This window comes from Vibrio sp. TH_r3 (assembly GCF_033101115.1).
GTDB lineage: Bacteria > Pseudomonadota > Gammaproteobacteria > Enterobacterales > Vibrionaceae > Vibrio.
In genome coordinates this window covers 1-21,866 of the sequence record NZ_JAWMPW010000013.1, presented here as the reverse complement: position 1 = coordinate 21,866, position 21,866 = coordinate 1, and the positions used below count along the sequence as shown (strand labels likewise).

Genomic DNA, 21,866 nt, shown 5'->3' with positions numbered 1-21,866 from the left:
ATAACATGGAATTTAAGAAATATTATTTGCGGCATCCTAGTGGCATTCACGCCACTATTTTGAATTATGGCGCAAGATTGCATGAATTTGGTGTTGCTAAAGGCCACAACATAGTCATGTCCATGACCAATATTAGTGAATATCTAACATGTACAGGGTATCAAAACGCAACAATTGGTCCTCTGGCCAATATCGTACGCGATGGAGAAATTCTCCTTACTAATAAGTCAGTTCAACTGGATAAAAATTATGGTTCTCATAGTCTTCATAGTGGAAAAAATGGTTATGATAAAAAATTTTGGACACTGGTGTTTTATCAGGACAGTGTATTAAAGCTAATGCTTACAGATAGCAATCGACTGAATAATGAGGTTATTTTTGTCTATGTGATTTTTGAGTTAACTAACTCTGGTCTTAATATTACTTATGAGGCTGATTCAAACACAGAAATGTGGATGAATATGACAAATCATTGCTATTTTAATTTAGTCGGAGAGAAAAATATTTATAACCACTGGGTATTGGTTGATGCGAATCAAGTAGTTGATACAGATAAAGATAATATCCCTATGCCTACCGTTTCTAATATAGAAGATGAGAATGAACGATTAATTGAATTAAAAGCTTTAGCAACGACCAAGCCCTCCGTGCTATCAAAACGACTTAAAAAAAATTCAGGATTTAATCATTGCTATTTACTGAACAAAACTAAAGAACATGCTGTTGTTCTTAGCCATTCTAGCGCAAAAGCAAATTTAGCGATAACCACTACCAAACCAGCATTGCAGCTTTATACAACTAATCATCCAACCGCTTTGGGAAACAGTATAAGCACTGTTCACGGAGCTGTTTGTTTGGAACCAATGAACCCAACAAACGATTATTTCAAACAAGAAGAAGCATTGTCTTATATACCTTTTGGGAAAAAGTATAGAGAGACAGATAGTTATCATTTTATTTAACGTGAGAGATTTATGAAAAGTGTAATAGAACCACAACGAACTATTCCGGTAAGCCGAGAATGCGATGTACTTATATGTGGAGGAGGACCGTCAGGTTTTGGCGCTGCTATGGGGGCAGCCAAAGCAGGGCAAAAGGTCGTGCTTATTGAACGAAATAATATCATAGGAGGGATGGCGACAGCGGGTTTAATGAGTCATTGGACCGGAGACAGTGAAGGTCCGGTATTGGATAAATTGCTCAGCGCAGCGCAAGTAGCAGAAAAAGATTATCACTATTTTGGTGACAAAGTCTTGAAATCCAAGTTCATTATTGATCATGAGAAACTCAGTTTGACGATGATGAAAATGCTAAAAGAACATGACGTTGAAATAATGTTTTATACACAAATTTGTGACGTAGTGATGGAAGGTAATGTCTTGAATGGTGTCATTGTAGAAAACAAGTCAGGACGACATGCGGTGTTAGCAAAAAAAATCATTGATGCGACAGGGGATGGCGATGTTGCGGCTAAAGCTGGTGTTCCTTATCAACTTGGCCGAGAGAATGATGAAGCTATGCAGCCCGTAACATTAATGTTGCAGGTTTCAGGCGTTGATTATGAACGTGCTATTTTCCCGGGTGAATTTGAAGATAACATCGAAGTACCAAAAGGAAAAATTCAAGATCTCGCCCATGAGTATTTTGAAAATCCAATGGGTCATGTCTTACTCTATCCGTCAACTGTTGAAGGTATTGTTACGGTTAATATGACCAATATTACTGGCGTTAATGGGACGGATGACAAACAAATTTCCAACGCAGAAGTTAAATTGCGCTTGCAAGTTGAAAAAATAATTACGTTTCTTCAGAAATACGCTCCAGGGTATGAAAAATGTCGAATTTATCGTACCGCATCCATGATAGGCGTGCGAGAAACTCGTCATTTTGAAACAGAGTATGCGATTACCGAGCAAGATATTAGTGAAGCGCGAGTATTTGATGATTGGATTGCTACCAAATGTTATTTCAATTTCGATATCCATAATATTGAAGGTGCCGGCCTGGATGCAAATGGCAAGCAAAATGAATTTAATCAAAAGAAAAAATACACCATTCCCATGGGATCGATTGTTCCGTTAGCCATCGAGAATTTACTTCTTGCTGGCCGTTCTATTGGGGGGAGTCACGTCGCACATTCTAATTTTAGAGCAATGGCTATCTGTCTAAATATCGGACAAGGAGCAGGAGTATGCGCCGCTATCGCTAATCAAGATAAGTCATTAGTTAGAAAAACAAATTACAAAAATATTCGAACTGCTCTAGTGAAACAAGGTGTGTCTGTGTAAGTGCTTACTTATATTTTTGCCTATGTACCAAACTACAAATAATTATTAAGGAATAAAAATGAAAAAACATTTATTGGTAGCGACACTAATCGCTGCGTTACTTCCTTCATTCGCGAATGCTGAGAAATTAATAATTGCTGGGTCTGAAGCGGTAGGATCTCTTTTAGATAGAATGTCTATCCAGCTAGCAGACAAGATTGAAAAATACTCTAATGGTGAACTCGATGTGAATCTTATCCGAGGGAACGCTATGGGCACGGCACCTCAAGTAATACAACAGCAGATGTTGGGAACGGTGGACATAAATTTTACTCGACCTGAATATTATAGTGAATATGTTCCAGAATTTGGGATATTAAGTTGGGGGTTAACTTTCGATGACAGGGAGCATATGGATAAATTCTTTGCCAGTGAATCGTTTAGTCACTGGAATGATGAACTTATATCAGCGGTTAATATTCGTATTTTAGCGGCTGGTCCAGATCAGGCTCGCGTTATGTTTTCGACTAATCCTGTTAAGGATGTTGATGCAATCAATAAATTAAAAATTCGGGTTCCGCAGATCACTACCTATCTCCGATTTTGGCAAGCAATGGGAGCGCAACCCACTCAAGTTGATTGGTCAGAAGTCTTTTTATCCCTGAATAGTGGACTCGTAGAAGCGGCGGAGGCAGATTATAGTGGCGCTATGTCTCAAAAGTTTCATATAGCCGCCCCATATATTACTGAAACTAACCATGTATTTTCTGCTGCAAATATTTCTATCAATGAGCAGTCATTTCAACAGTTATCGAGTAAAAATCAAGCAGTAGTAGAAAAAGCTGCGCTAGAAGCGATTACTTGGTTAAGAGAAGAAGCTCAAATTGACAGCAATAAGGTTAAACAAAAAATGATCAGTGAGGGCGCAAAAGTAACCACAATTGATCGATTACCGTTGATAAAGATGTCATCTAACGCGGCTTACGAAATGGAAAAAGAAGGGCTTTGGCCAAAAGGTACATGGGACACGATTAAGTCGGTTCGTTAATAACTATACAAGGCAGCACGACTCAGTACGGCTGCCACTTTCCTTTGGTGGAATTATGTTGATATCTATGTTTAATAAATTAATCGATGGGATTGGTAAGCTCGAGATGACTTTAGCACTGTCTTGTTTGACATTTACCGTGTTGGGTATTTTGTGCCAGGTTATCATGCGAACTTTTTTTGATGCGCCAATAGCATGGATTGAAGAAGCATTAACTTATGCCTTTATTTGGCTCGTTTTTATATCTGCATCTTATGCATGGAAAAAAAATAGTCATATCCGAATTGATGCCATTTTTATCCTGGTCAAAAACAACCGAAAAATTACACACCTTATTGAAATTATTGTTAATGGCCTTATGGTTTCATTGCTTGTAATTATGGCTATTTCTTTAATGGATATTATTCCAATTGAATCAAGAATGAAAACCGTTGCATTACCAATAAAACTTCCTAAATCTTATTTTTATTCGATACCTTTGATGATATCAACACTTTCACTATTGATGACGAGTATCAATAATATTGTAAATGAATGCTCGAAATTATACTTGGTCTCTAGTGAGGTGAGCTCATGTCAATAATTGTATTGTTTTTAATTTTGCTTTTTTTAGGTTTAATTGGTTTGCCTATAGCCTTTGCGCTACCATTATCGGCAATTATATTTATCACGATCGAACCCTCATTGCCCATTTCTATAGTCGTACAAAGGATGAGTGTTGGAATAGATAGTTATGTATTACTTGCAATACCATTATTCATTTTTGCCGGTAACCTGCTAAATTTTGGAGGTTTGGCAGAAAAAATATTCAATTTTGCTTTAGCACTAGTCGGACATATTCGAGGAAGTCTAGCGCATGTGAATGTCATTGCGAGTGTTATTTTTTCTGGAATGTCGGGTGTTGCGCAAGCTGATGCCGCAGGGTTAGGAACAGTAGAAGTCAAAGCAATGACAAAGGCTGGTTTTTCCCCTGAATTTAGCGCGGCAATAACCGCTGCCTCTTCTATTATTGGGCCCATTATTCCTCCAAGCGGAATAATGATTATCTATTCTGTGTTATCTGGTACTTCTATTCCTGAGCTGTTTGTTGCCGGTATTATTCCTGGCTTATCGATGGCCTTAGTTTTGATGCTAACAATTTATTATCTAGCACGTACAGGAAAAGTATATTGCCCGGAGTTTGAGCGTCAACCAGTTAAACAAGTGTGGGCAGCATTCAAAGAGGGCTTTTTACCTTTGATGGCTCCTGTTTTACTGATTGCTGGCATATTGACCGGTGTTGCAACTCCAACTGAATTAGGAGCTTTAACCGTAGCGTACTCCATCATTCTAGGCGCAGTATATAGAGAGCTTACGTTAAATAAGTTATTGGAAGCAGCTAAGCAAACATGCGTAACTTGTGGTGCTTTGGTGTTTATTATTGCCGCTGCTGTCCCATTTAGTGCGATTTTGGCTTTGCTTGGGATCCCTCATGCTTTAGCTGAATTCCTTACTGGAATAAGCGATAATCCAATGGTGATACTATTATTGATTAATATTGCATTAATCATACTTGGATGCTTGCTGGATACCACTGCTATTTTGTTAATAACGGTACCGATATTAATGCCGGTTATAATAACGTTGGGTATCGATCCTGTACATTTCGGCTTAATTGTCATCATCAATTTATTGATTGGTACGATAACTCCCCCTTTTGGTGTGTTGTTGTTTGTTATGATGGGGGTCGCTAATGTAAGCTATAATCAGATGTTTTCAGGAATAAAATTGTTTTACATTCCTTTATTCTTGTTTCTACTTATATTAACGTATGTACCAGCATTTTCGTTATGGCTACCTAGTTTAGTATTTTAGAACTTCATGGCGTTTTTGGGGCCATAAATTTATATATGGCTCCTTTCTAGAATTAATTTAAATAGGATATTTAGTGTCATCGCAACCAAATAAAAGCATTATTGATGGAATATCTTGCTTGCAGGCATTGGCCTCAAGTGATCAACCCATCGGTGTAAGAGAGTTAGCTAGGCAACTTGATCTTCAACCCATGAAAGCTAATAGAGTGCTCATGACTCTTATGGCAATGGGTTTGGTTACGCAAGATAAAAAAAAGGCATATATGCCCGGTCCAGGAATACATGTATTGGCTGCTCAAGCAATTCATGGTTCATCATTATTATCTAAAGCACTACCTGTAATTGAAGCTCACTTGCCTTGTGATTATATTATATCTGTTGGTGTGCTTTGGAGAGATAAGGTGAGTTATTTGATACATGCTGAGCCTAATAAAACATTTTCTCAAAGTATAATTCACAACCACCTATACGATGCCAGTAAATCTACAATAGGGCTGCTGTTGCTTTCCAAGCTGGATGATAAAGAAGTCGAATCTATTTTAGGTGAAGAAAAATTTTTAAGTATAAAAGACAAATTATCGTTCGCAAGAGCTTCTGGGTATGCTAAGCAATACCACTCTAACCCTAAGGAAGTAACCATCGCTATTCCACTTGATGAGAAAAGTGAAGTGGCTATCGCGTTTTCTCGCTTTCATGATGTTGATTCAGATACAGTGGAGAGTAAGCTTTTAGAACTTAAACAGCTTGCTAATGAGATTACGGTTACTTAAGAATCTACCGAGCGGTATCTATTTTTATATAGATAACTTATTGATTATAAAAATTTCATTAAATTTATGATCTAATATAGACTTTGAAAGGAGTCTATATGAACTCAGATTTATCAAAACTTATCACTCCCGGTTTTTCACTTAATTGATGGTAAAAATCGAACTGAAATCGAATCATTTCTTAAAATCAGTCCTCTCAGTGTGAATCAATGGATAAAGGCCTATCTTGATTTTGGTATTGAAGGGTTAGCAGAAAAACTTCATACAGGAAGGCCGTCCAAACTCACTATTGAACAAAAAGAGCATCTTAAAGAATACGTCACTTCAAATGCAATAAAACCTGAGGGTGGGCGCTTGCAAGGGAGTGACATCACACAATTCATCTTTGATGAATTTGATATTTCTTACCAACCATCCGGTGTATACCGCTTACTACATGAACTCAATTTGAGCTGGATAACGACACGTTCAAAGCACCCAAAACAATCAAAAGAAGCTCAAGAACCGTTTAAAAAAATTCCAAGTAGAAACGATCCTTAAGATCCATGGGCATATCCACTTAAAAGAAGTGCTCGTTTGGTTCCAAGATAAAGCTAGATTTGGTCAACGCAATACCACAACCAAGATTTGGGCAGAAAAAGGAATTCGACCTAGGGCGGTTCAACAACAGCAATTTGATTACGCTTATTTGTTTGGAGCCGTTTGTATTAATACGGGCGAAGCTGAAGTGAGTTTCTCGATTATCGAGAATATAGTGAACTCAGTATGAAATGCTTGGAACAGTTTTTGTGAAGATAAACGCAGAGTCCAATCTCTCTGCTTTAGAGGTTGGACTCGATTGGTAAGTTAATTAATGGAATTGATATTATATTGTTTTTATAGTAAAGCGACCGACAATTCAACTTGTCAGTCGTTGTTGATTTGGTATTCATTAATACGCAAAAATCTTCTCTATATTCGGATACGCTGAATTTTGTATCTTGCGTATCATTTTCAAGCGCATACTTGATAAAGTCTCTTTATATGCAACTATATCATGAACCGAATTGACTTCATGTGGGTCGTTTTCCAAATCAAATAGTAATTCTCCATCTTGGTTGTCGCAATAATATCGGTATTTCTGATCACGAATAGAGACTTGACGTATTCCATTCGGTTCAAAATGTTCCGTTAGTATTACCGATTTATGCACGACAGTTTCTCCAGACATTAAGGGAAGTAGAGACTTACCTTGAACATCTAACGGAATCGGAATTCCTGCCATTTCTAACATCGTTGGTAACCAATCTATACTTTCGGTTAGCTGTGAGTAGTTTTCTGCTTTTATCTGCTTTGGATAATGAATAATAAAAGGTACATTGGTTATAACGTCTTCACCTGGCATACCTTTTTGTACCTTGCCATGATCTCCAATATATTCACCATGATCAGCAACATAAACGATAATGGTGTCTTCGTACTGTCCTGTTTCTTTTAAAGAAGTAACTAATTGTCCTACACAATCGTCTACATGACTAACCAACGCCATGTAATAGCGCCGTATTTCTAGCCATTCATCTGACGAAATATGTTTGAGTTTATCCATCACTGTTTCATCATCTCCCACAATAGGGTGAGACATGTCTTTTGCTTTATATAAGTCGATAAACCTTTTTGGAGGATTTATTGGTGCATGTGGTGCATAGTATCCAGCCACGCAGAAAAATGGATCACTCACATTTGTATTGCGCTTAATAAAGTCTGTCGTTAATTCAGTTACAAAACTTGAATGGGTAAGGTCCTCATCTCCTTCAAATACAAATGGGGTTTCTGGATCTCGTTTTCGATCACTGTATTCTGTTTTTCCGAAACGTTTTGCTTGAGAAGGTAGTGCTGTACGTGTTGCCGCTAGCTGGTCTGGCGCTGTTTTTTTAACCCATTCTGTGTAAGGGTCATCATAACAACCTGGTTCATCAGAAATTACATATTCATCAAATCCGTAGCTAGGATGGTGTTGACGATGATCCCTAAACGAATGTGGTAAAAAGTGTAGTTTACCAAAGTTAGCAGTTTTATAACCATACGGTTTTAAGCGTTTTTGTATTGTCATTAGATCTTCAGGGACAGTCGGGCCATTTGTACCTATTGCATGTGCACCGCAATACATTCCGGTCAGCATTGATACTCGACTGGGTTGACAAATAGGACTTTGAACAAAAAAACGATCAAATTTCGCACCGTTTTGGGCTAATGAATCAACATTGGGAGTCACTGCAATTGAGTTGCCATAGCACCCTAGAGAATCTTTTCGCTGTTGATCTGTATAAATCAACAAAATATTAGGACGTTTGATCATGATAGTTCCTTCGCTGAATTTGATTGATTTGATTGTGCAGTTATAGGCATGGGCTGAGCATTTTCTTTAGTGCCTTCCTGTCCGATTAGTTCACCAGGAGCCGCTGCTTTATTAGCAAGTTTGACAAAAGGAAGATAAATTAAAACGCCAATAGAAAGAGTACATAATGCTAAGAGCCCTGCTTGCCAAGCTCCGCCAGATGCCAAAAATGCTCCTAATCCGACAGGTGTAGTCCACGGAACTAATATTCCAAGTGGAGGAGCTAGTCCAATGTAGGTAACAAATCCTGCAAATGCGAGCATTGCAGTCGGAGCTAGAACAAATGGAATCGCAAATAGTGGGTTAAGGATAATTGGTAGACCAAAAACCATAGTTTCACAAATGTTAAATAGGCAAGGAATCAGAGCTATTTGAGCTACTTTTTTATAGTGCACTCGTCTAGATGCGATTAAAATAGAAATTAACAGGGCTAATGAAGCGCCAGCTCCGCCAACATTTGCATATAAGTCATAAGATAACCATGTGACGTCATGTGGTAAATCCCACATCGAAACACCTTCTGCCACCGCCCTTAGATTGTCGTCTTGCATTGGTGCAAATAACATTGATTTAATGCCACCAAGAACTGCTCCACCATGTATGCCAAATATCCAAAGCATATTTTGTAGAATATCGACCACCATTAAACCTCCAATATTACCAGCTAAGTTAGCAAGAGGAGCTTGGATCATTAGGGTAATAATTGCAGGAAGTGAAGTCTCGTAAATGCTAAAAAGTGCTGCTATCGCGGAAAAAATTACAAGAGTTAATGTTGCGGGTAGTAAATCAGAAAACGCTTTTGCAACTGCAGGCGGTACTTGATCGGGCATTTTTATTTTTAATCGTTCATTAGTCAGAAAGTAATGGAATATTCTGGTTGCTAGAATAGACACTATTACAGCGGCAAATAAGCCTTTAGAACTAACATTGGCGACTGAAAAATCAGGAGTGATAATGTAAAAAGCAGCTAAAGCTATTAATCCAGTCCCTATAGGATCCTTTCCTTCTTTTGCAGCAAGTAAAGAGGCGAGCTTAAAACAGGCAAATAAGGCAAACATATTTAACGTGCCGCCTATTAACAAATTAGACATCTCTCGCATGAATTGTATTGCCACATGGTTATCACCGAGCCATGCCGGTAATCCAAAAAGTGGATTCAAAACTAATTGGCTGAATAAAATAAAAAACGAAGCAGGCATAATAATAGGAAGAGTACTTATAAATGTATCTCTGACCGATGATACATACTTGTTAGCCGCGAAGGCATTTATTTTAGCTGCATGTCGGTTAAAAAAAGATTCTAAAACTTTCATATTGGTCTCTTGTTTATGTGTAGTACAGAAGTAATGATGGTGTTGTAATCATATTTGTGATTTTTCATTTTATGAAACTTTAATTGATTTTAATTTCATTAAATGTGATCAAAGATCTAAACAACATGTTTTTTTATTAAAAAGCATATGGTTTATTTGTGTGAGAGGGAAAAAACAGATGAAAATATTCATCTGTTTTTAAAATTTAATAACAAAAATAGAAAGTATAAATTTAGAGGTTGATGGAGCTTATGATTAAAATGGCTTGATATTGTTACCTGATGGCCAAGCATTAAGCTTGCTTTTCGGTTGGTATTGTTGCACTGATTCCCGCATGATAAGTTTTCCGTTTAAATGTCGGTCTTTAATACAATCCCAATTCATTGTTTTACTGTATTCATTGCAAATATCGATGACTTCGCTAGCAATTAAATTGACTGGTATCTCGACAGTTGTAAGGCGCGGATAAGTATATTCTGCTAATTCCGAACCTTCCAAGCTAATAATTGAAACATGTTCTGGTATTTCGAAATTGAATTGCCGAAGTGTAGCCATTGACTCAGCTGCCATTTTGTCTGTTGCCGTAATAATTGCACTAAATGGAACACAAAGCCCACATAACTTTGTCGTCGCCATTACACCGTCTTCAGTTTGATCAACTATAAGTTGTTGATCAAAATTAATATTTACTCTTGAAAATGCTTCTTTAAAACCTTTTATTCGGTTAATTGAATTGTTTCCTCTACCAGAGAAAATCGCTATATCTGAGTGGTTATTTGCCAGCAGTAAATTACAAGCAGACATACTTGCAGAGGCATGATCATAGCTTAATGACAACTGACTCAATTCATTTTTATTCGCTAAACTTATAATATGTGACTTACTTTTATTAAATATACCGATGTCGCTGTTTGTCAATGAGGTTTCAATTAGTACGATGATTTCACAGCCTCCTTCTACAAGCAATTTTAAGTATTCTTTCTCCATGCTGCTTGAACTTTCACCGTTAAAAAGAAACAATTTTTTACTTAAGCTGATCGCATGATGTTGTGCCGCTAAAAAAAATTGACTAAAATTTGCGCTAGAAAATTGTGAAATAATGATACCAATACTTCCAGTATTTATAGCTACATTGGTTAAGTCTCTGGATAATAAATCAACGGTTTTTATCGTGTTATAACCAAGTTGCTCCGCTGCTCGAAGTACAACTTGCTTGGTTTCACTCTTAACTTTAGCGTTACCACTAAAAACTCGTGACACGGTTGCTTTAGAAACATTAGCCATCAATGAAACATCTGTAATAGTAGCCATGATTATATTTTTGTTGCTCCTGTTATTTTACAGTTTGATTAAAACCTTTCATCATGTGATATATCTCACAAAAAATATAAGCCAATCACATTCTTACCTAAAGATTCCCAGAAGTAATTAGGTTGTTTCTTACATGAATTTTCATTTTTATGAAACTTCATGTTCCTAATGAAAATATACCAGTAATAATAAAAAATTCAATCGTAACCTATTGTAGGGATAGCTACCCATGAGAAATGTAAATTCGCTTGATCTCTATGTATTTTAAATATTACCGTGAATTTAATAAAAACATATGTTATTTTTATAAAAACCATATGGTTTTGTTGCAATTGTATTAAATTGGCAATTTTCTATTGGTAGTAGTTTAAATGTTCAACAATGGCTATTAAGTTAAGGAATTGGTATGACGATTAAAAAATTTCCTGAGGGATTTTGGTGGGGGTCGGCGACTTCTGGTCCGCAATCTGAAGGTGCTGCACTTAAAGATGGTAAATCTGAAAATATCTGGGATCTTTGGTTTAAGGAGCAGCCTGAATGTTTTCACAATCAGGTAGGCCCCCAAGATGCTTCTACTTTTTACGAAAACTGGAAAGCTGATATTGCCTTAATGAAAGAAATTGGTCACAACAGTTTTAGAACATCGATTCAATGGAGTCGTTTGATTCCAGATGGTACAGGAAATGTCAATCCTAAAGCTGTTGAGTTTTACAATAACGTTATTGATGAGTTGCTTCGTAATGAAATAGAACCATTCATCAATCTATACCATTTTGATATGCCTGTTTGTATGCAAGAAATAGGTGGTTGGGAAAGTAGAGAAGTTGTCGATGCTTTTGCTAATTATGCAAAAACCTGTTTTGAGCTTTTTGGAGATAGAGTTTCTAAGTGGTTTACTTTTAATGAACCGATTGTTCCTGTTAAACAAGGGTATATATATGGTAACCATTATCCGCAGTTACATGATTTTAAAAAAGCAGTGACAGTTGCCCACCATACTATGTTAGCGCACTCCAAAGCAGTTATAGCATTTCGAAAATTGAAATTGGACAGCCAAATTGGGATTATTTTAAATTTAACGCCAGCTTATGCTCGTTCTGAGCATCCAGCAGATAAGGAGGCTGCGAATATTGTTGATCTATTTTTTAACCGTTCGTTTCTCGATCCTGTCGTTCTTGGTTGTTACCCAAAGGAATTGGTGGAGTTACTTTCTGAGCATAAACAACTTCCGACGTGTGTATTGGACGATGAAGCTATTATAACTCAAGGTGTAGTAGATATTCTTGGTGTGAACTATTACGAACCACGAAGAGTTCAGGCAAAACTACATTTAGTTAATAAAGATAGTCCATTTGTACCAGAATGGTTCTATGACTCGTATTTAAAACCTGGCCGTAAAATGAACATTCATCGTGGTTGGGAAATTTATGAGAAAGGTATTTATGACATTTTGACTAATTTAAAAGTCAACTATGGAAATATACCATGCTTTGTCTCTGAGAATGGCATGGGGGTTGAAAGTGAAGATAAATTTCTGAAAGCAGGCCAAATTCATGATGACTACCGGATAGATTTTATTAAAGGTCATCTCGATTACGTGTACCAAGCAATCCAAGAAGGATCCAACTGTAAAGGTTACCATTTATGGACATTTATTGATTGTTGGTCATGGATCAATTCTTACAAGAATCGATATGGATTCATTTCATTAGACTTAGTTACTCAGAAAAGAACTGTCAAAAAATCAGGGCAATGGATTAAACAAGTCGCAGAAAATAACGGATACTAATTATTTATAAGGAAAGAATATGGAATTTAAAAAAATTGCTGACCTCGAAGTTTCGGTACTTGGCTTTGGTTGTTGGGCGTTAGGTGGAACTTGGAACAATATTAATGATAGGGATTCGATAGATAGCATTCATCGAGCTATTGATGTTGGTACTAACTTTTTTGACATTGCCCCTATCTATGGAAAAGGCCATTCAGAGATAGTTATGGGAAAAGCTTTAAAAAACATCTCTCGAGATAAGGTCGTGATTGCAACTAAATGTGGGTTGCCGTGGGAACCACAAACTCGTAAATCCAGAAAAGACCTTTCGGCTTCAAGTATTTTTAAAGAAATAGATGATTCATTGTCTCGTCTAGGTCTTGACTATGTTGATCTTTATCAAGTTCACTGGCCAGATCCAAACACGCCTATTCAAGAAACTGCAGAAGCGTTAAAAGAAATACAGAAACAAGGTAAAATTCGTCATATCGGGGTTTCTAATTACTCGTTAGATATGACTCGTGAAATGATGAATGTCGTTGATGTTGTGTCGTTCCAAGGTTTGTACAATTTGATTGAACAAAATCCAGAAAGCTACCACAATATCCCATTAGAATATCGTTCACGCAGCGAAGTACTTCCATTTTGTAAAGATAATAATATGAAGTACATTCCTTATAGTCCATTAATGCAAGGTCTTCTTACTGGTACTTTTAAACCTCAAAATAACTTCAACGAGAACGATGACCGGAGTGCAAATCCGAAGCTAAACGGTGATACATTTAAGCAGTATTACGAATGCGCTCAGGAACTTAAAATTTTGGCTACACAACATGGCGTATCTCTTGCTCATCTAGCAATTCAGTGGTTAGTTATGCAGGAGAATGTTGGGCCAGTCATTGTTGGTGCACACCATCCTTCTCATGTTGAACATAATGCACAATTTATTGGTAAACGATTGGCTATTGAAGTTTTGCTGGAAGCAGATAACATTGTTGCAAAATTTGGTTTGTCTTAATTTTAATTGGAGTACCGCGAATGAGCTCGATGTACTCCAGTTATTAATTATAACTTATTGTTCATAATTAAAATATTCTTACAGTTGAGATATATAATTGATTTCTATTAAATTTAAAGCTGTGTTGTTTGATCTAGACGGTACTCTCATTAATTCACATGCATCTGTCGAACGAGCATGGCGTAAATGGAGTGATCGTAATGACATTAATTTTGATGAAACAAATAAGGTTTTACATGGTAGGCCAGCAGCTGAAACCATGCGACTATTGTTACCCGGTGCTACAGATAATGAAATTAAGCGACAGAAAGCTATACATGAAAAGGAAGAAAGTCGCGATGTATCAGATACAGAAATAATATGTGGAGCACTAGAGTTCATTAGTACTCTTTCACAACTTAATATTCCTTGGGCAATAGTAACCTCAGGAGCATTTATTGTCGCGAGTGCTAGGATTAGAGCTGTTAGTTTACCTGAGCCTAGAGTGTTTGTAACGCCTGAAAAAGTATCTAAAGGTAAACCTGATCCAGAACCATTTCTGTTAGGTGCAAAATTATTGGGTATAAAACCCGAAGATTGTGTCGTGTTTGAAGACTCGCCAGCTGGATTAATTTCTGGGGATGCTGCAAATTGTCGTTTGGTTGGCGTGCTCAGCCAATACTCAGCAGAACAACTCCCTAAAGCTGATATTTATGTTAAAGATTTTGAAGCATTGAGTGTTAGTCAAAAACTAGATGGACAATGTGAACTGAGATTAAACGATTTCCCTCATGTCAAATAAACTCAAATTTCAACATAATATGCATTGGTTGTAAGTTTTACTTTCAATATCCTTTTACATGCGTTGGAAGTACAACTGTAATAAATCATATTGTTACTATATTAAATATATAAATTTTAAATTTTATAAACATATATTTTATATGTGATCATATCTATGTTTTTAAAACCATATGCTTTTAATTAATAAAGCATTATGTTTTATTAAGTGTAGCGTTGGAGTGAAATAAATCACTCTGTAATTAATTTTATAAAATGAGGTAATTCAATATGACTACGAAAATTTTCTTGATCTGTTCTGCTGGAATGTCAACTTCTATGGTTGTTAACAAAATGCGAGATGCTGCTGTTTCAAAAGGCGTAGATGTTGAAATTAAAGCTTATTCATTGTCTGAGTTTAACGATGTTGTAGATAAATATGATGTTTGTTTGGTTGCACCACAGGTTTCATATCAATTTGAGTCTTTTAATAAGGTATGTGAAGAGAAAGGTCTTGGTTGTGGAAAAATTGAGATGATGGATTATGGGATGCAACGTGGAGATGTAATTTTAGATCAAGCTCTAGCATTGGTTAAGTAATCAACGGTTTACACACAATTAATGACAAGAAGTTTATAATAAACTTTGGAGAAGTCCTAATGTCTATCAAGAACACATTTTTCAATTTTTTACAAAGTACAGTCGCTCCAGTAGCAGGACGTATTGGATCACAAAGGCATGTCCAAGCGATCCGTGATGCATTCATTGGCGCCATTCCGTTTATTATTGTGGGATCTTTTCTGCTTGTTATTGCATTTCCTCCATTTGGAGATGAGGCAAACAATATATGGTCTAACTTTGCACGAGAGTACCGGAGTGAAATCCTACACCCTTTTAATTTTACTATGGGTATTATGACCTTATGGATTGTAACAGGTTTGGGATATAACCTTGCTCGTTTCTATCCTACGTTGAACCCATTTATGGCTAGTTTGTTATCCTTGTCTACATTTTTGATGGTTGCTGCACCGGTAACTGATGGTGCATTGTCTATGTCTTTTATGGGAGGGACAGGGATATTTACTGCAATGTTAATTGGTATCTTTGTACCAGAAATGATGAATTTTCTTCATAAACATAATATTGGTATCAAGCTTCCACCTCAAGTACCGGAAAAAATTCGTGATTCTTTCGATCTATTAATCCCGATTGCTATTGTTATTGTAACTATTTATCCTTTAAATTTATTTGTTCATGCTCAGACTGGTTTTATTATTCCAGGTGCTATAATGGAAGCGTTTAAACCTTTGGTTTCTGCTTCGGATTCTCTGCCTGCATTATTGATGATTTCTTTTATAGCACAGGTTCTTTGGTGGGCTGGTGTTCATGGTTCCGCGATCACTAATGGCATTATTGCTCCATTTGTTCTATCTAATTTAACCGTCAATCAAGAAGCATTATCAAATGGTGTCGAAGGTACACAGTTACCGACAATTTTTGCCCAGCCTATGCTTGATTTCTTTATTCAATTTGGTGGCTCAGGTGCAACGATGGCATTGGTTCTAATGTTCTTGCGTTCGCGTGCTACACACCTCAAAACGATAGGTCGAATGTCTATCGTTCCAGGTTGTTTCAATATTAATGAGCCTGTTTCATTTGGTACGCCGATTGTTATGAACCCGACTTATTTTATCCCTTGGATCTTGGCACCACAGCTATGTGGTATCTTCACGTGGTGCATGTTTAAATTTGAGCTAATGCATCGAATTGTAGCTATTCCGCCATGGACAGCTCCTGCCCCTATTGGTGCCATGTGGGCAACTAACTGGTCTTTTGTTGCTCTATTTACCGTTATGATTAATTTAGTTATCGCTGGTGTAATTTATTACCCTTTCTTTAAGCTACATGAAAAAGAATTGCTTGAACAAGAGCTAGCAAACGCATCGGCTTAATATGTGATTAAAGGGAAATCAGTCGTGGTTAAATGCTAGATATATTAAAAATATCGAGGGGGATATCCCCCTCAAAAATTTATCGAGGTGAAATTAGATGACAGAACAATTTGATATTAAATCCGCAGAGGATATTTCTGAAGAGTTTCTTATGATGTTACTCACTCAGGCTGCTATGGGAGAGTCGGCCTCTAAAGAAGCGATGCAAAAAGCACGAATAGGTGAATTTGAACAAGCAAAACAGTTGATAGTGCAAGCCGACCAAGCATTTTCTGAAGTACATAAAACTCAAACTTCGTTAATTGGGTTTGATGAAGGTGAAGGTAAAGTGCCCATGACTCTTATTCTTACCCATATTCAAGATCATATTATGACGGGAATGTTAGCTAAAGAGCTAGCTGAAGAAGTGATTTTGATACGTGAAGAGATTAGAGAATTAAAAGAAAAATTTCTGAAGGTTTAATCTCCATATTTTGAAGGTAAAGTATGATAGTCGGTCTTGATATTGGTGGAACAAAAATTGAAGGTGTAGGGCTTAGTACAAAAAGCTTTGACACGTTAATTAAATACCGTGAAAAAACGGACAAGTCTAGTTATGAAGGTTTTCTTATTTCTGTAATGTCCGTTATACGAGCGTTAGAAGAATGTGGTGAAATAGAATCAATCGGTATTGGATGCTGTGGTTCTGTTAATAATGATGGTGTGATGCAAGGAGCAAACGTTACTGTTTTAAATGGGAAAGATTTCATTGGAGATATAAAAAAACAGATTAATGTTCCAGTGGCAATCGCTAATGATGCCGACTGCTTAGCTCTTTCAGAGTTTAAAGACGGGGCTGCCAAAGGGGCTAAAAACTCTTGTGTTGCTGTGATTATTGGTACTGGTTGTGGCTCCGGCTTAATCGTAAATAGACAACTGGTAACTGGTTTGAATCAGTTAGGAGGGGAGATAGGGCATAACCCATTACCTAATTTTGACCCTAATTTGGATGGACCTGATACAGATTGCTATTGTGGATCTAAAAATTGTTCTGAACTTTTTGTATCAGGGACGGGATTTGAGAGAACCTTTACAAACAGGTACTACTCAGCTAATTCCCATAAGATAGTCGCTCTTATGGAGCAAGGGGTGGTGGAGGCTAGTACTCATTTTGACCTTTACTGTGATCAACTTGCACGAGTCCTGGCTGCAATAGTTAATTTTGTAGATCCTGAAGTGATTGTACTTGGGGGAGGTATGTCTAACATAGACGCTATTTATCCAAAAGTTCAAGCTTACTTGAATCGTTATACTTTTACTAAAGAAGCAAAAACTCAAGTGATAAAAAGTGTACATGGTGATTCTTCAGGTGTTCGTGGGGCTGCATTTCTTCACACCTTATAGAAGGTATTAATATGTACTATTTAGTTATGGATTTTGGTGGGAGTTCAGTGAAATGCGCTGTAATGACTGAATCAGCTGATATTATTGAGCTGTTCAATCTCGAGAGCAGGGCAGATTCGTATATTCAATGGATAGAACGCTTTGTACCTGTCTTTAATCATTATAACGACAAATATGGCATAAAAGGGATCGCTATAAGTACTTGTGGTGCTGTTGATGTTGATTCAGGAGTTATAAGTGGATCAAGTGCGTTACCTTATATTCATGGTTTCGATGTTCGGGCTTTGTATCAAGAAAGATTTCAAGTACCTGTTGAATTAGAAAATGATGCTTGCTGTGCTGCGTTAGCAGAGTCTTGGTTAGGAGCTGGAAAAGAAACTTCACACTTCTGTACTTTAGTGATTGGTAGTGGGATCGGTGGTGCAATTGTCAAAGCAAATCAAGTACAGAAGGGACACAACCTTCATGGCGGTGAGTTCGGTTTTATGATTGCCGAGTATAAGGATGAAAAGCCTCTAATTTTTGGTAATTTGGCTTCAACTAAAGCACTAGTTGTTGCTGTGGCAGAAGCTATTGCACTGCCTTCAGACAAATTAAACGGAATAGATGTTTTTAATATGTATACAAAAGGGAATGAAACGATCTCACCTATCGTTGAAAAATGGTTCAGGTATCTCGCTGCTGGTATATATAACATTCAATACTCTGTTGACCCTGAATTAATTTTACTCGGTGGAGCGGTTAGTCGGCAAAAAAATTTTTGTTCAAAAATTAACGAAAAGTTGGATGAGTTAATGTCCGATCTTCCTTTTTCCAAAATTCGTCCTGTGATCGGTGTTGCTCAATTCGGTAACAATGCAAATCTCATAGGGGCTCTCAAACACTTTTTAATTAGACAAGGTAGTTAAGATGACAACTTATACTTTTCCAGAAAAATTTTTATGGGGTGCTGCTGCTTCAGGGATCCAAACTGAAGGCATAACAAACAAAGCCAATGACTCAATATGGGATTTATGGCATAACCAATCACCTCATCGTTTCTATAAAGGTATTGGCTCTCAAGTTGTGAATGATACTTATAATCGCTATAAAGAAGATGTACAACTGATGAAACAGGTTGGTTTTAACTCTTTCCGTACGTCCATTCAGTGGTCGCGTTTAATTAAGAATTTTGAAACAGGTGAAGTGTGTCCGGACGCGATTAAGTTCTATAACAACTATCTTGATGAGATGATTGCACAAGGCATTGAACCAATGATTAATCTCTATCATTTTGATATGCCAGCAGAACTTCAGGAAAAATTTGGTGGTTTTGAATCAAAGGAAGTTGTAAACCTATATGTTGATTATGCAGTCAAGGCGTTTGAACTTTTTGGCCATAAAGTGAAGTACTGGATTACTTTTAATGAACCTATTGTTCCGGTCGAAGGCGGCTACCTATATGACTTCCATTATCCGTGTAAAAAAGATGGCAAGTTGGCAGTCCAGGTTGGATACAATATTATTTTAGCACATGCTAAAGCCGTGCATGCCTTCCACAAATTGGCAATTAATAATTCACAGGTTGGCGTTGTTCTTAATCTAACTCCTACTTATACTCGCAGCGATAGTGAAGCAGATAATAAAGCAGCGTGGTACGCTGACTTACTATTCAATCGTAGTTTCTTAGATCCGATGGTAAAAAATGAAATTCCACAGGAGCTATGCGATGTTTTAAAAGAACAAAATGTTCTGCCTCATACAACGTCCGAAGAAATTGATATTATTTCCTCCGCAAAAATTGATTTTTTAGGTGTGAACTATTACGTTCCTCGTAGAGTTAAAGCAAGAGAATCGAAATATGAACTAGATTATTTTACACCTGAAATCTATTTCGAAAATTACGTTAATCCAGATGGTCGCTTCAATCCATATAGAGATAATAACGAGATTTTACCTAGTGCGATTTATGATATTGCTATGAATGTAAAAGATAATTACTCTAATGTGCCTTGGTTTTTAGCAGAGATTGGTATTGCTATGGATACTGTATCGGAAGGAGAACCTAATGAAGATGGTATTATCAATGATGATTTTCGTACTGATTTGATGAAAGAGCATCTCGTACAATTGCACAAAGCCATTGATGGCGGAGCAAACTGTTTTGGTGTTCACCAATGGACTTTTATTGATAACTGGTCATGGATCAATTCATTTAAACGACGTTATGGTTTTTATCGTCTGGATCTCGAAACGGGTGAACGAATTCCTAAGAAACATGGTGTTTGGTTTAAACAGTTGGCAGTGACGAATTCGTTCAGAGATTAACATTTCGAATGTTAAATATAAGAGTTTTACCGGCCCCAATTGGCTAATGCTGATCAGTTAAGCTAAATATGATCAGTTGAACGATCTATAAAGGCTCTAAGTTTGATACTCTGAGCCTTTTATTTTGCAACTTACTACCGCTCTAACTTTAGCTAACGGCTACGCTCCTAATACTGACCAACTAGGTAAGCTTAGCGATATTCTCTATCCTGAATTCATCAACCAATGCCTTGAAATTTCTGGTGTTGCCACTATTCGAAAAAGATGTATTCCTCTTGATATGGCTGTTTGGACAGTGATTGCCATGTCTCTCTATCGACAAAGACTTGGGGATAAGGCTGTTCGGGCGGTTTTTCATCAAAGCCAAAAGCTTTGGAATCAAGAGGCTGAACATCCGACATGGTCAGGTTTGAAGCTTCTTGGTGTAGATTGCCGTATGGCGAACACCTGATACCGATGATAATAGAGAAGGATTTAAGTCCCCATCGAATCACAACAGTGACAGTTCTTTTCCTCAATTAAAAGAACTTTTTCCGTTGGAACATAGCTAGAGATGGTTTTGCGCTACCAGACGTAATTCGTGATCGTTAATTTATGTAAGAATTTTAAGAACAGAAATCCAGTAAATCTCTTTGTGAGACACTTAAACAACTACTAATATCACTGGAATATTGAACTTAAGATAATACTGAAGACGGGCGCGAGAAACCGAGAAAGACAGCTTCTGTCCATCTTCAATAAATGAACAGTTCTCTTGACCAAGAGCTTTTCCGTTTGAATCTTTTAGCAATATCGCCGTTGAACCCTCGTCCGATGAGGGCGGGGAGAAGTCAGCTTTGTATTTTATGGAGTGAGAATCTACATTTTTACAAAATTAGTTGAAAAACGATATTTCTCACAAACATGCTTACTATTTGAATACTCAAATATTTCACCATTATCTAGATAAGCAACCTGTTCTACATTAACAAGTTTATCACCGATATTTAAGTGTAAGTGTTTTGCTTCTTCTTCGTTTGAATTTCTTACCGTAATTTCCATCATAGAACTATGGATTTTTAGACCTAAGGTTTTAGTTATGTATTCGTATATTGAAGCTTGAATGTGTTGCCTTTTTAAACCAGTAATTACATCTATTGGCATATAAGTGTCTTCGATAGCATAGGGTTCATTATCCAAATGACGAACTCGAATAACATGATAAAGCATTTCGCCTTCTTCACAGTTTAAACGTGTCGCTAAATGCTTATCGGCCGGTTCAACAGAGTAGTTTATGATGAATGTATCGAGTTTTTGGCCTTGCAGGTCTGCGTTTGCTTTTGTTCCATATAGATGTGGCCATTTCTTTTGGCTAAGTGGGCGCTTAATATATGAGCCAGATCCTCGTTTACGTACGACAAGTCCATCTTTTACAAGAATATCAAGAGCTTTTTTTATCGTTAATTCACTACACTTAAACTCTTTTGCTAAGGATGTACCATCTGGAAGTTTTTCGTCTAATTTGTAGTATCCCTTATCTATACGAGATTTGAATGTTTCATATATATCTAAATATTTAACCATATGGGTTTACTACCAATTTTATGAAATGAAAATTTAATTTCTAAATTTAATATATTATAACCTATATGCTTATCTTTAATAAACGATATTTATAATAAATGAATAAATCGTTTTAAAGGGGTCTGTTGCAAGTTGACGACGTGAGGTAAGATTGAGTTTTACGACGAGGTCTCCATCATC

General features: G+C 36.9%; 20 protein-coding genes and 1 pseudogene. 17 read left to right on the top strand and 4 right to left on the bottom strand.

Going from position 1 to position 21,866, the window contains the following annotated elements:
• The first annotated feature begins 5 nt into the window (after positions 1-5).
• The 7 genes from R3X26_RS11895 to R3X26_RS11865 all read left to right on the top strand — a co-directional run bounded on the left by R3X26_RS11895 (position 6) and on the right by R3X26_RS11865 (position 6,478).
• Positions 6-962 carry a hypothetical protein gene (locus tag R3X26_RS11895; protein WP_317717539.1) on the top strand — a complete coding sequence of 319 codons (957 nt, stop codon included), beginning with the start codon at positions 6-8 and terminating at the stop codon, positions 960-962.
• A gap of 12 nt (positions 963-974) precedes the next feature.
• On the top strand, positions 975-2,288 hold the full coding sequence (locus tag R3X26_RS11890; RefSeq protein ID WP_317717538.1) for an FAD-dependent oxidoreductase: 1,314 nt from the start codon (positions 975-977) through the stop codon (positions 2,286-2,288).
• Between the two features lie 58 nt (positions 2,289-2,346).
• Positions 2,347-3,315: a TRAP transporter substrate-binding protein gene (locus R3X26_RS11885; protein ID WP_317717537.1), complete on the top strand. Its 969-nt coding sequence runs from the start codon at positions 2,347-2,349 to the stop codon at positions 3,313-3,315.
• Between the two features lie 55 nt (positions 3,316-3,370).
• Positions 3,371-3,898 (top strand): TRAP transporter small permease, encoded by a 528-nt coding sequence (locus tag R3X26_RS11880; protein ID WP_317717536.1) that lies wholly within the window; start codon positions 3,371-3,373, stop codon positions 3,896-3,898.
• Positions 3,889-5,169: a TRAP transporter large permease gene (locus R3X26_RS11875; protein ID WP_317717535.1), complete on the top strand. Its 1,281-nt coding sequence runs from the start codon at positions 3,889-3,891 to the stop codon at positions 5,167-5,169. The genes R3X26_RS11880 and R3X26_RS11875 overlap by 10 nt, the downstream gene beginning before the upstream one ends.
• Before the next feature lie 73 nt (positions 5,170-5,242).
• The gene (locus tag R3X26_RS11870; protein WP_317717534.1) at positions 5,243-5,938 is read left to right on the top strand and encodes a helix-turn-helix domain-containing protein; all 696 of its coding nucleotides are present in this window, start codon (positions 5,243-5,245) and stop codon (positions 5,936-5,938) included.
• Between the two features lie 201 nt (positions 5,939-6,139).
• On the top strand, positions 6,140-6,478 hold the full coding sequence (locus R3X26_RS11865) for a helix-turn-helix domain-containing protein (RefSeq protein WP_317717533.1): 339 nt from the start codon (positions 6,140-6,142) through the stop codon (positions 6,476-6,478).
• A 391-nt stretch (positions 6,479-6,869) separates the two neighbouring features.
• Here R3X26_RS11865 and R3X26_RS11860 read toward each other — a convergent pair whose 3' ends face one another.
• The 3 genes from R3X26_RS11860 to R3X26_RS11850 form a co-directional block, all read right to left on the bottom strand.
• Positions 6,870-8,273: a sulfatase gene (locus tag R3X26_RS11860; protein ID WP_317717532.1), complete on the bottom strand. Its 1,404-nt coding sequence runs from the start codon at positions 8,271-8,273 to the stop codon at positions 6,870-6,872.
• The gene (locus tag R3X26_RS11855) at positions 8,270-9,625 is read right to left on the bottom strand and encodes a PTS sugar transporter subunit IIC (RefSeq protein WP_317717531.1); all 1,356 of its coding nucleotides are present in this window, start codon (positions 9,623-9,625) and stop codon (positions 8,270-8,272) included. The genes R3X26_RS11860 and R3X26_RS11855 overlap by 4 nt, the downstream gene beginning before the upstream one ends.
• A gap of 255 nt (positions 9,626-9,880) precedes the next feature.
• Positions 9,881-10,936: a LacI family DNA-binding transcriptional regulator gene (locus R3X26_RS11850; protein ID WP_317717530.1), complete on the bottom strand. Its 1,056-nt coding sequence runs from the start codon at positions 10,934-10,936 to the stop codon at positions 9,881-9,883.
• A 406-nt stretch (positions 10,937-11,342) separates the two neighbouring features.
• On the opposite strand from R3X26_RS11850, the gene R3X26_RS11845 reads away from it, so the two are divergent.
• From R3X26_RS11845 to R3X26_RS11800, 10 genes and pseudogenes are all read left to right on the top strand, one after another.
• Positions 11,343-12,725 (top strand): glycoside hydrolase family 1 protein, encoded by a 1,383-nt coding sequence (locus R3X26_RS11845; RefSeq protein WP_317717529.1) that lies wholly within the window; start codon positions 11,343-11,345, stop codon positions 12,723-12,725.
• A 19-nt stretch (positions 12,726-12,744) separates the two neighbouring features.
• Entirely contained in the window at positions 12,745-13,722 is a 978-nt protein-coding gene (locus tag R3X26_RS11840; protein WP_317717528.1) for an aldo/keto reductase, read from the top strand.
• Positions 13,723-13,819: 97 nt separating this feature from the next.
• Entirely contained in the window at positions 13,820-14,503 is a 684-nt protein-coding gene (locus R3X26_RS11835; RefSeq protein WP_317717527.1) for an HAD-IA family hydrolase, read from the top strand.
• 269 nt (positions 14,504-14,772) lie between these two features.
• A complete protein-coding gene (locus tag R3X26_RS11830) occupies positions 14,773-15,081 on the top strand; it encodes a PTS sugar transporter subunit IIB (protein ID WP_317717526.1) in 309 nt (102 codons plus the stop codon).
• 59 nt (positions 15,082-15,140) lie between these two features.
• The gene (locus tag R3X26_RS11825; protein ID WP_317717525.1) at positions 15,141-16,433 is read left to right on the top strand and encodes a PTS sugar transporter subunit IIC; all 1,293 of its coding nucleotides are present in this window, start codon (positions 15,141-15,143) and stop codon (positions 16,431-16,433) included.
• A gap of 97 nt (positions 16,434-16,530) precedes the next feature.
• A complete protein-coding gene (locus R3X26_RS11820) occupies positions 16,531-16,896 on the top strand; it encodes a PTS lactose/cellobiose transporter subunit IIA (RefSeq protein ID WP_317717524.1) in 366 nt (121 codons plus the stop codon).
• Positions 16,897-16,919: 23 nt separating this feature from the next.
• Positions 16,920-17,816, top strand: a complete 897-nt coding sequence (locus R3X26_RS11815) for an ROK family protein (protein WP_317717523.1) — start codon at positions 16,920-16,922, stop codon at positions 17,814-17,816.
• 11 nt (positions 17,817-17,827) lie between these two features.
• On the top strand, positions 17,828-18,724 hold the full coding sequence (locus tag R3X26_RS11810) for an ROK family protein (protein WP_317717522.1): 897 nt from the start codon (positions 17,828-17,830) through the stop codon (positions 18,722-18,724).
• A gap of 1 nt (position 18,725) precedes the next feature.
• Positions 18,726-20,123, top strand: a complete 1,398-nt coding sequence (locus R3X26_RS11805; protein WP_317717521.1) for a glycoside hydrolase family 1 protein — start codon at positions 18,726-18,728, stop codon at positions 20,121-20,123.
• Between the two features lie 124 nt (positions 20,124-20,247).
• Positions 20,248-20,665, top strand: a pseudogene (locus R3X26_RS11800) (transposase domain-containing protein); the annotation flags it as partial.
• A 316-nt stretch (positions 20,666-20,981) separates the two neighbouring features.
• Here R3X26_RS11800 and R3X26_RS11795 read toward each other — a convergent pair.
• Positions 20,982-21,686 carry a GntR family transcriptional regulator gene (locus R3X26_RS11795; protein ID WP_317717520.1) on the bottom strand — a complete coding sequence of 235 codons (705 nt, stop codon included), beginning with the start codon at positions 21,684-21,686 and terminating at the stop codon, positions 20,982-20,984.
• Between the last annotated feature and the right edge of the window lie 180 nt (positions 21,687-21,866).

Excerpts from the sequence above, each read along its gene's own strand:
- R3X26_RS11895 (WP_317717539.1), top strand. The coding sequence starts at position 6 with ATGGAATTTAAGAAATATTATTTGCGGCATCCTAGTGGCATTCACGCC.
- R3X26_RS11890 (WP_317717538.1), top strand. The coding sequence starts at position 975 with ATGAAAAGTGTAATAGAACCACAACGAACTATTCCGGTAAGCCGAGAA.
- R3X26_RS11885 (WP_317717537.1), top strand. The coding sequence starts at position 2,347 with ATGAAAAAACATTTATTGGTAGCGACACTAATCGCTGCGTTACTTCCT.
- R3X26_RS11880 (WP_317717536.1), top strand. The coding sequence starts at position 3,371 with ATGTTGATATCTATGTTTAATAAATTAATCGATGGGATTGGTAAGCTC.
- R3X26_RS11875 (WP_317717535.1), top strand. The coding sequence starts at position 3,889 with ATGTCAATAATTGTATTGTTTTTAATTTTGCTTTTTTTAGGTTTAATT.
- R3X26_RS11860 (WP_317717532.1), bottom strand. The coding sequence starts at position 8,273 with ATGATCAAACGTCCTAATATTTTGTTGATTTATACAGATCAACAGCGA.
- R3X26_RS11855 (WP_317717531.1), bottom strand. The coding sequence starts at position 9,625 with ATGAAAGTTTTAGAATCTTTTTTTAACCGACATGCAGCTAAAATAAAT.
- R3X26_RS11850 (WP_317717530.1), bottom strand. The coding sequence starts at position 10,936 with ATGGCTACTATTACAGATGTTTCATTGATGGCTAATGTTTCTAAAGCA.
- R3X26_RS11845 (WP_317717529.1), top strand. The coding sequence starts at position 11,343 with ATGACGATTAAAAAATTTCCTGAGGGATTTTGGTGGGGGTCGGCGACT.
- R3X26_RS11840 (WP_317717528.1), top strand. The coding sequence starts at position 12,745 with ATGGAATTTAAAAAAATTGCTGACCTCGAAGTTTCGGTACTTGGCTTT.
- R3X26_RS11830 (WP_317717526.1), top strand. The coding sequence starts at position 14,773 with ATGACTACGAAAATTTTCTTGATCTGTTCTGCTGGAATGTCAACTTCT.
- R3X26_RS11825 (WP_317717525.1), top strand. The coding sequence starts at position 15,141 with ATGTCTATCAAGAACACATTTTTCAATTTTTTACAAAGTACAGTCGCT.
- R3X26_RS11820 (WP_317717524.1), top strand. The coding sequence starts at position 16,531 with ATGACAGAACAATTTGATATTAAATCCGCAGAGGATATTTCTGAAGAG.
- R3X26_RS11815 (WP_317717523.1), top strand. The coding sequence starts at position 16,920 with ATGATAGTCGGTCTTGATATTGGTGGAACAAAAATTGAAGGTGTAGGG.
- R3X26_RS11810 (WP_317717522.1), top strand. The coding sequence starts at position 17,828 with ATGTACTATTTAGTTATGGATTTTGGTGGGAGTTCAGTGAAATGCGCT.
- R3X26_RS11805 (WP_317717521.1), top strand. The coding sequence starts at position 18,726 with ATGACAACTTATACTTTTCCAGAAAAATTTTTATGGGGTGCTGCTGCT.
- R3X26_RS11795 (WP_317717520.1), bottom strand. The coding sequence starts at position 21,686 with ATGGTTAAATATTTAGATATATATGAAACATTCAAATCTCGTATAGAT.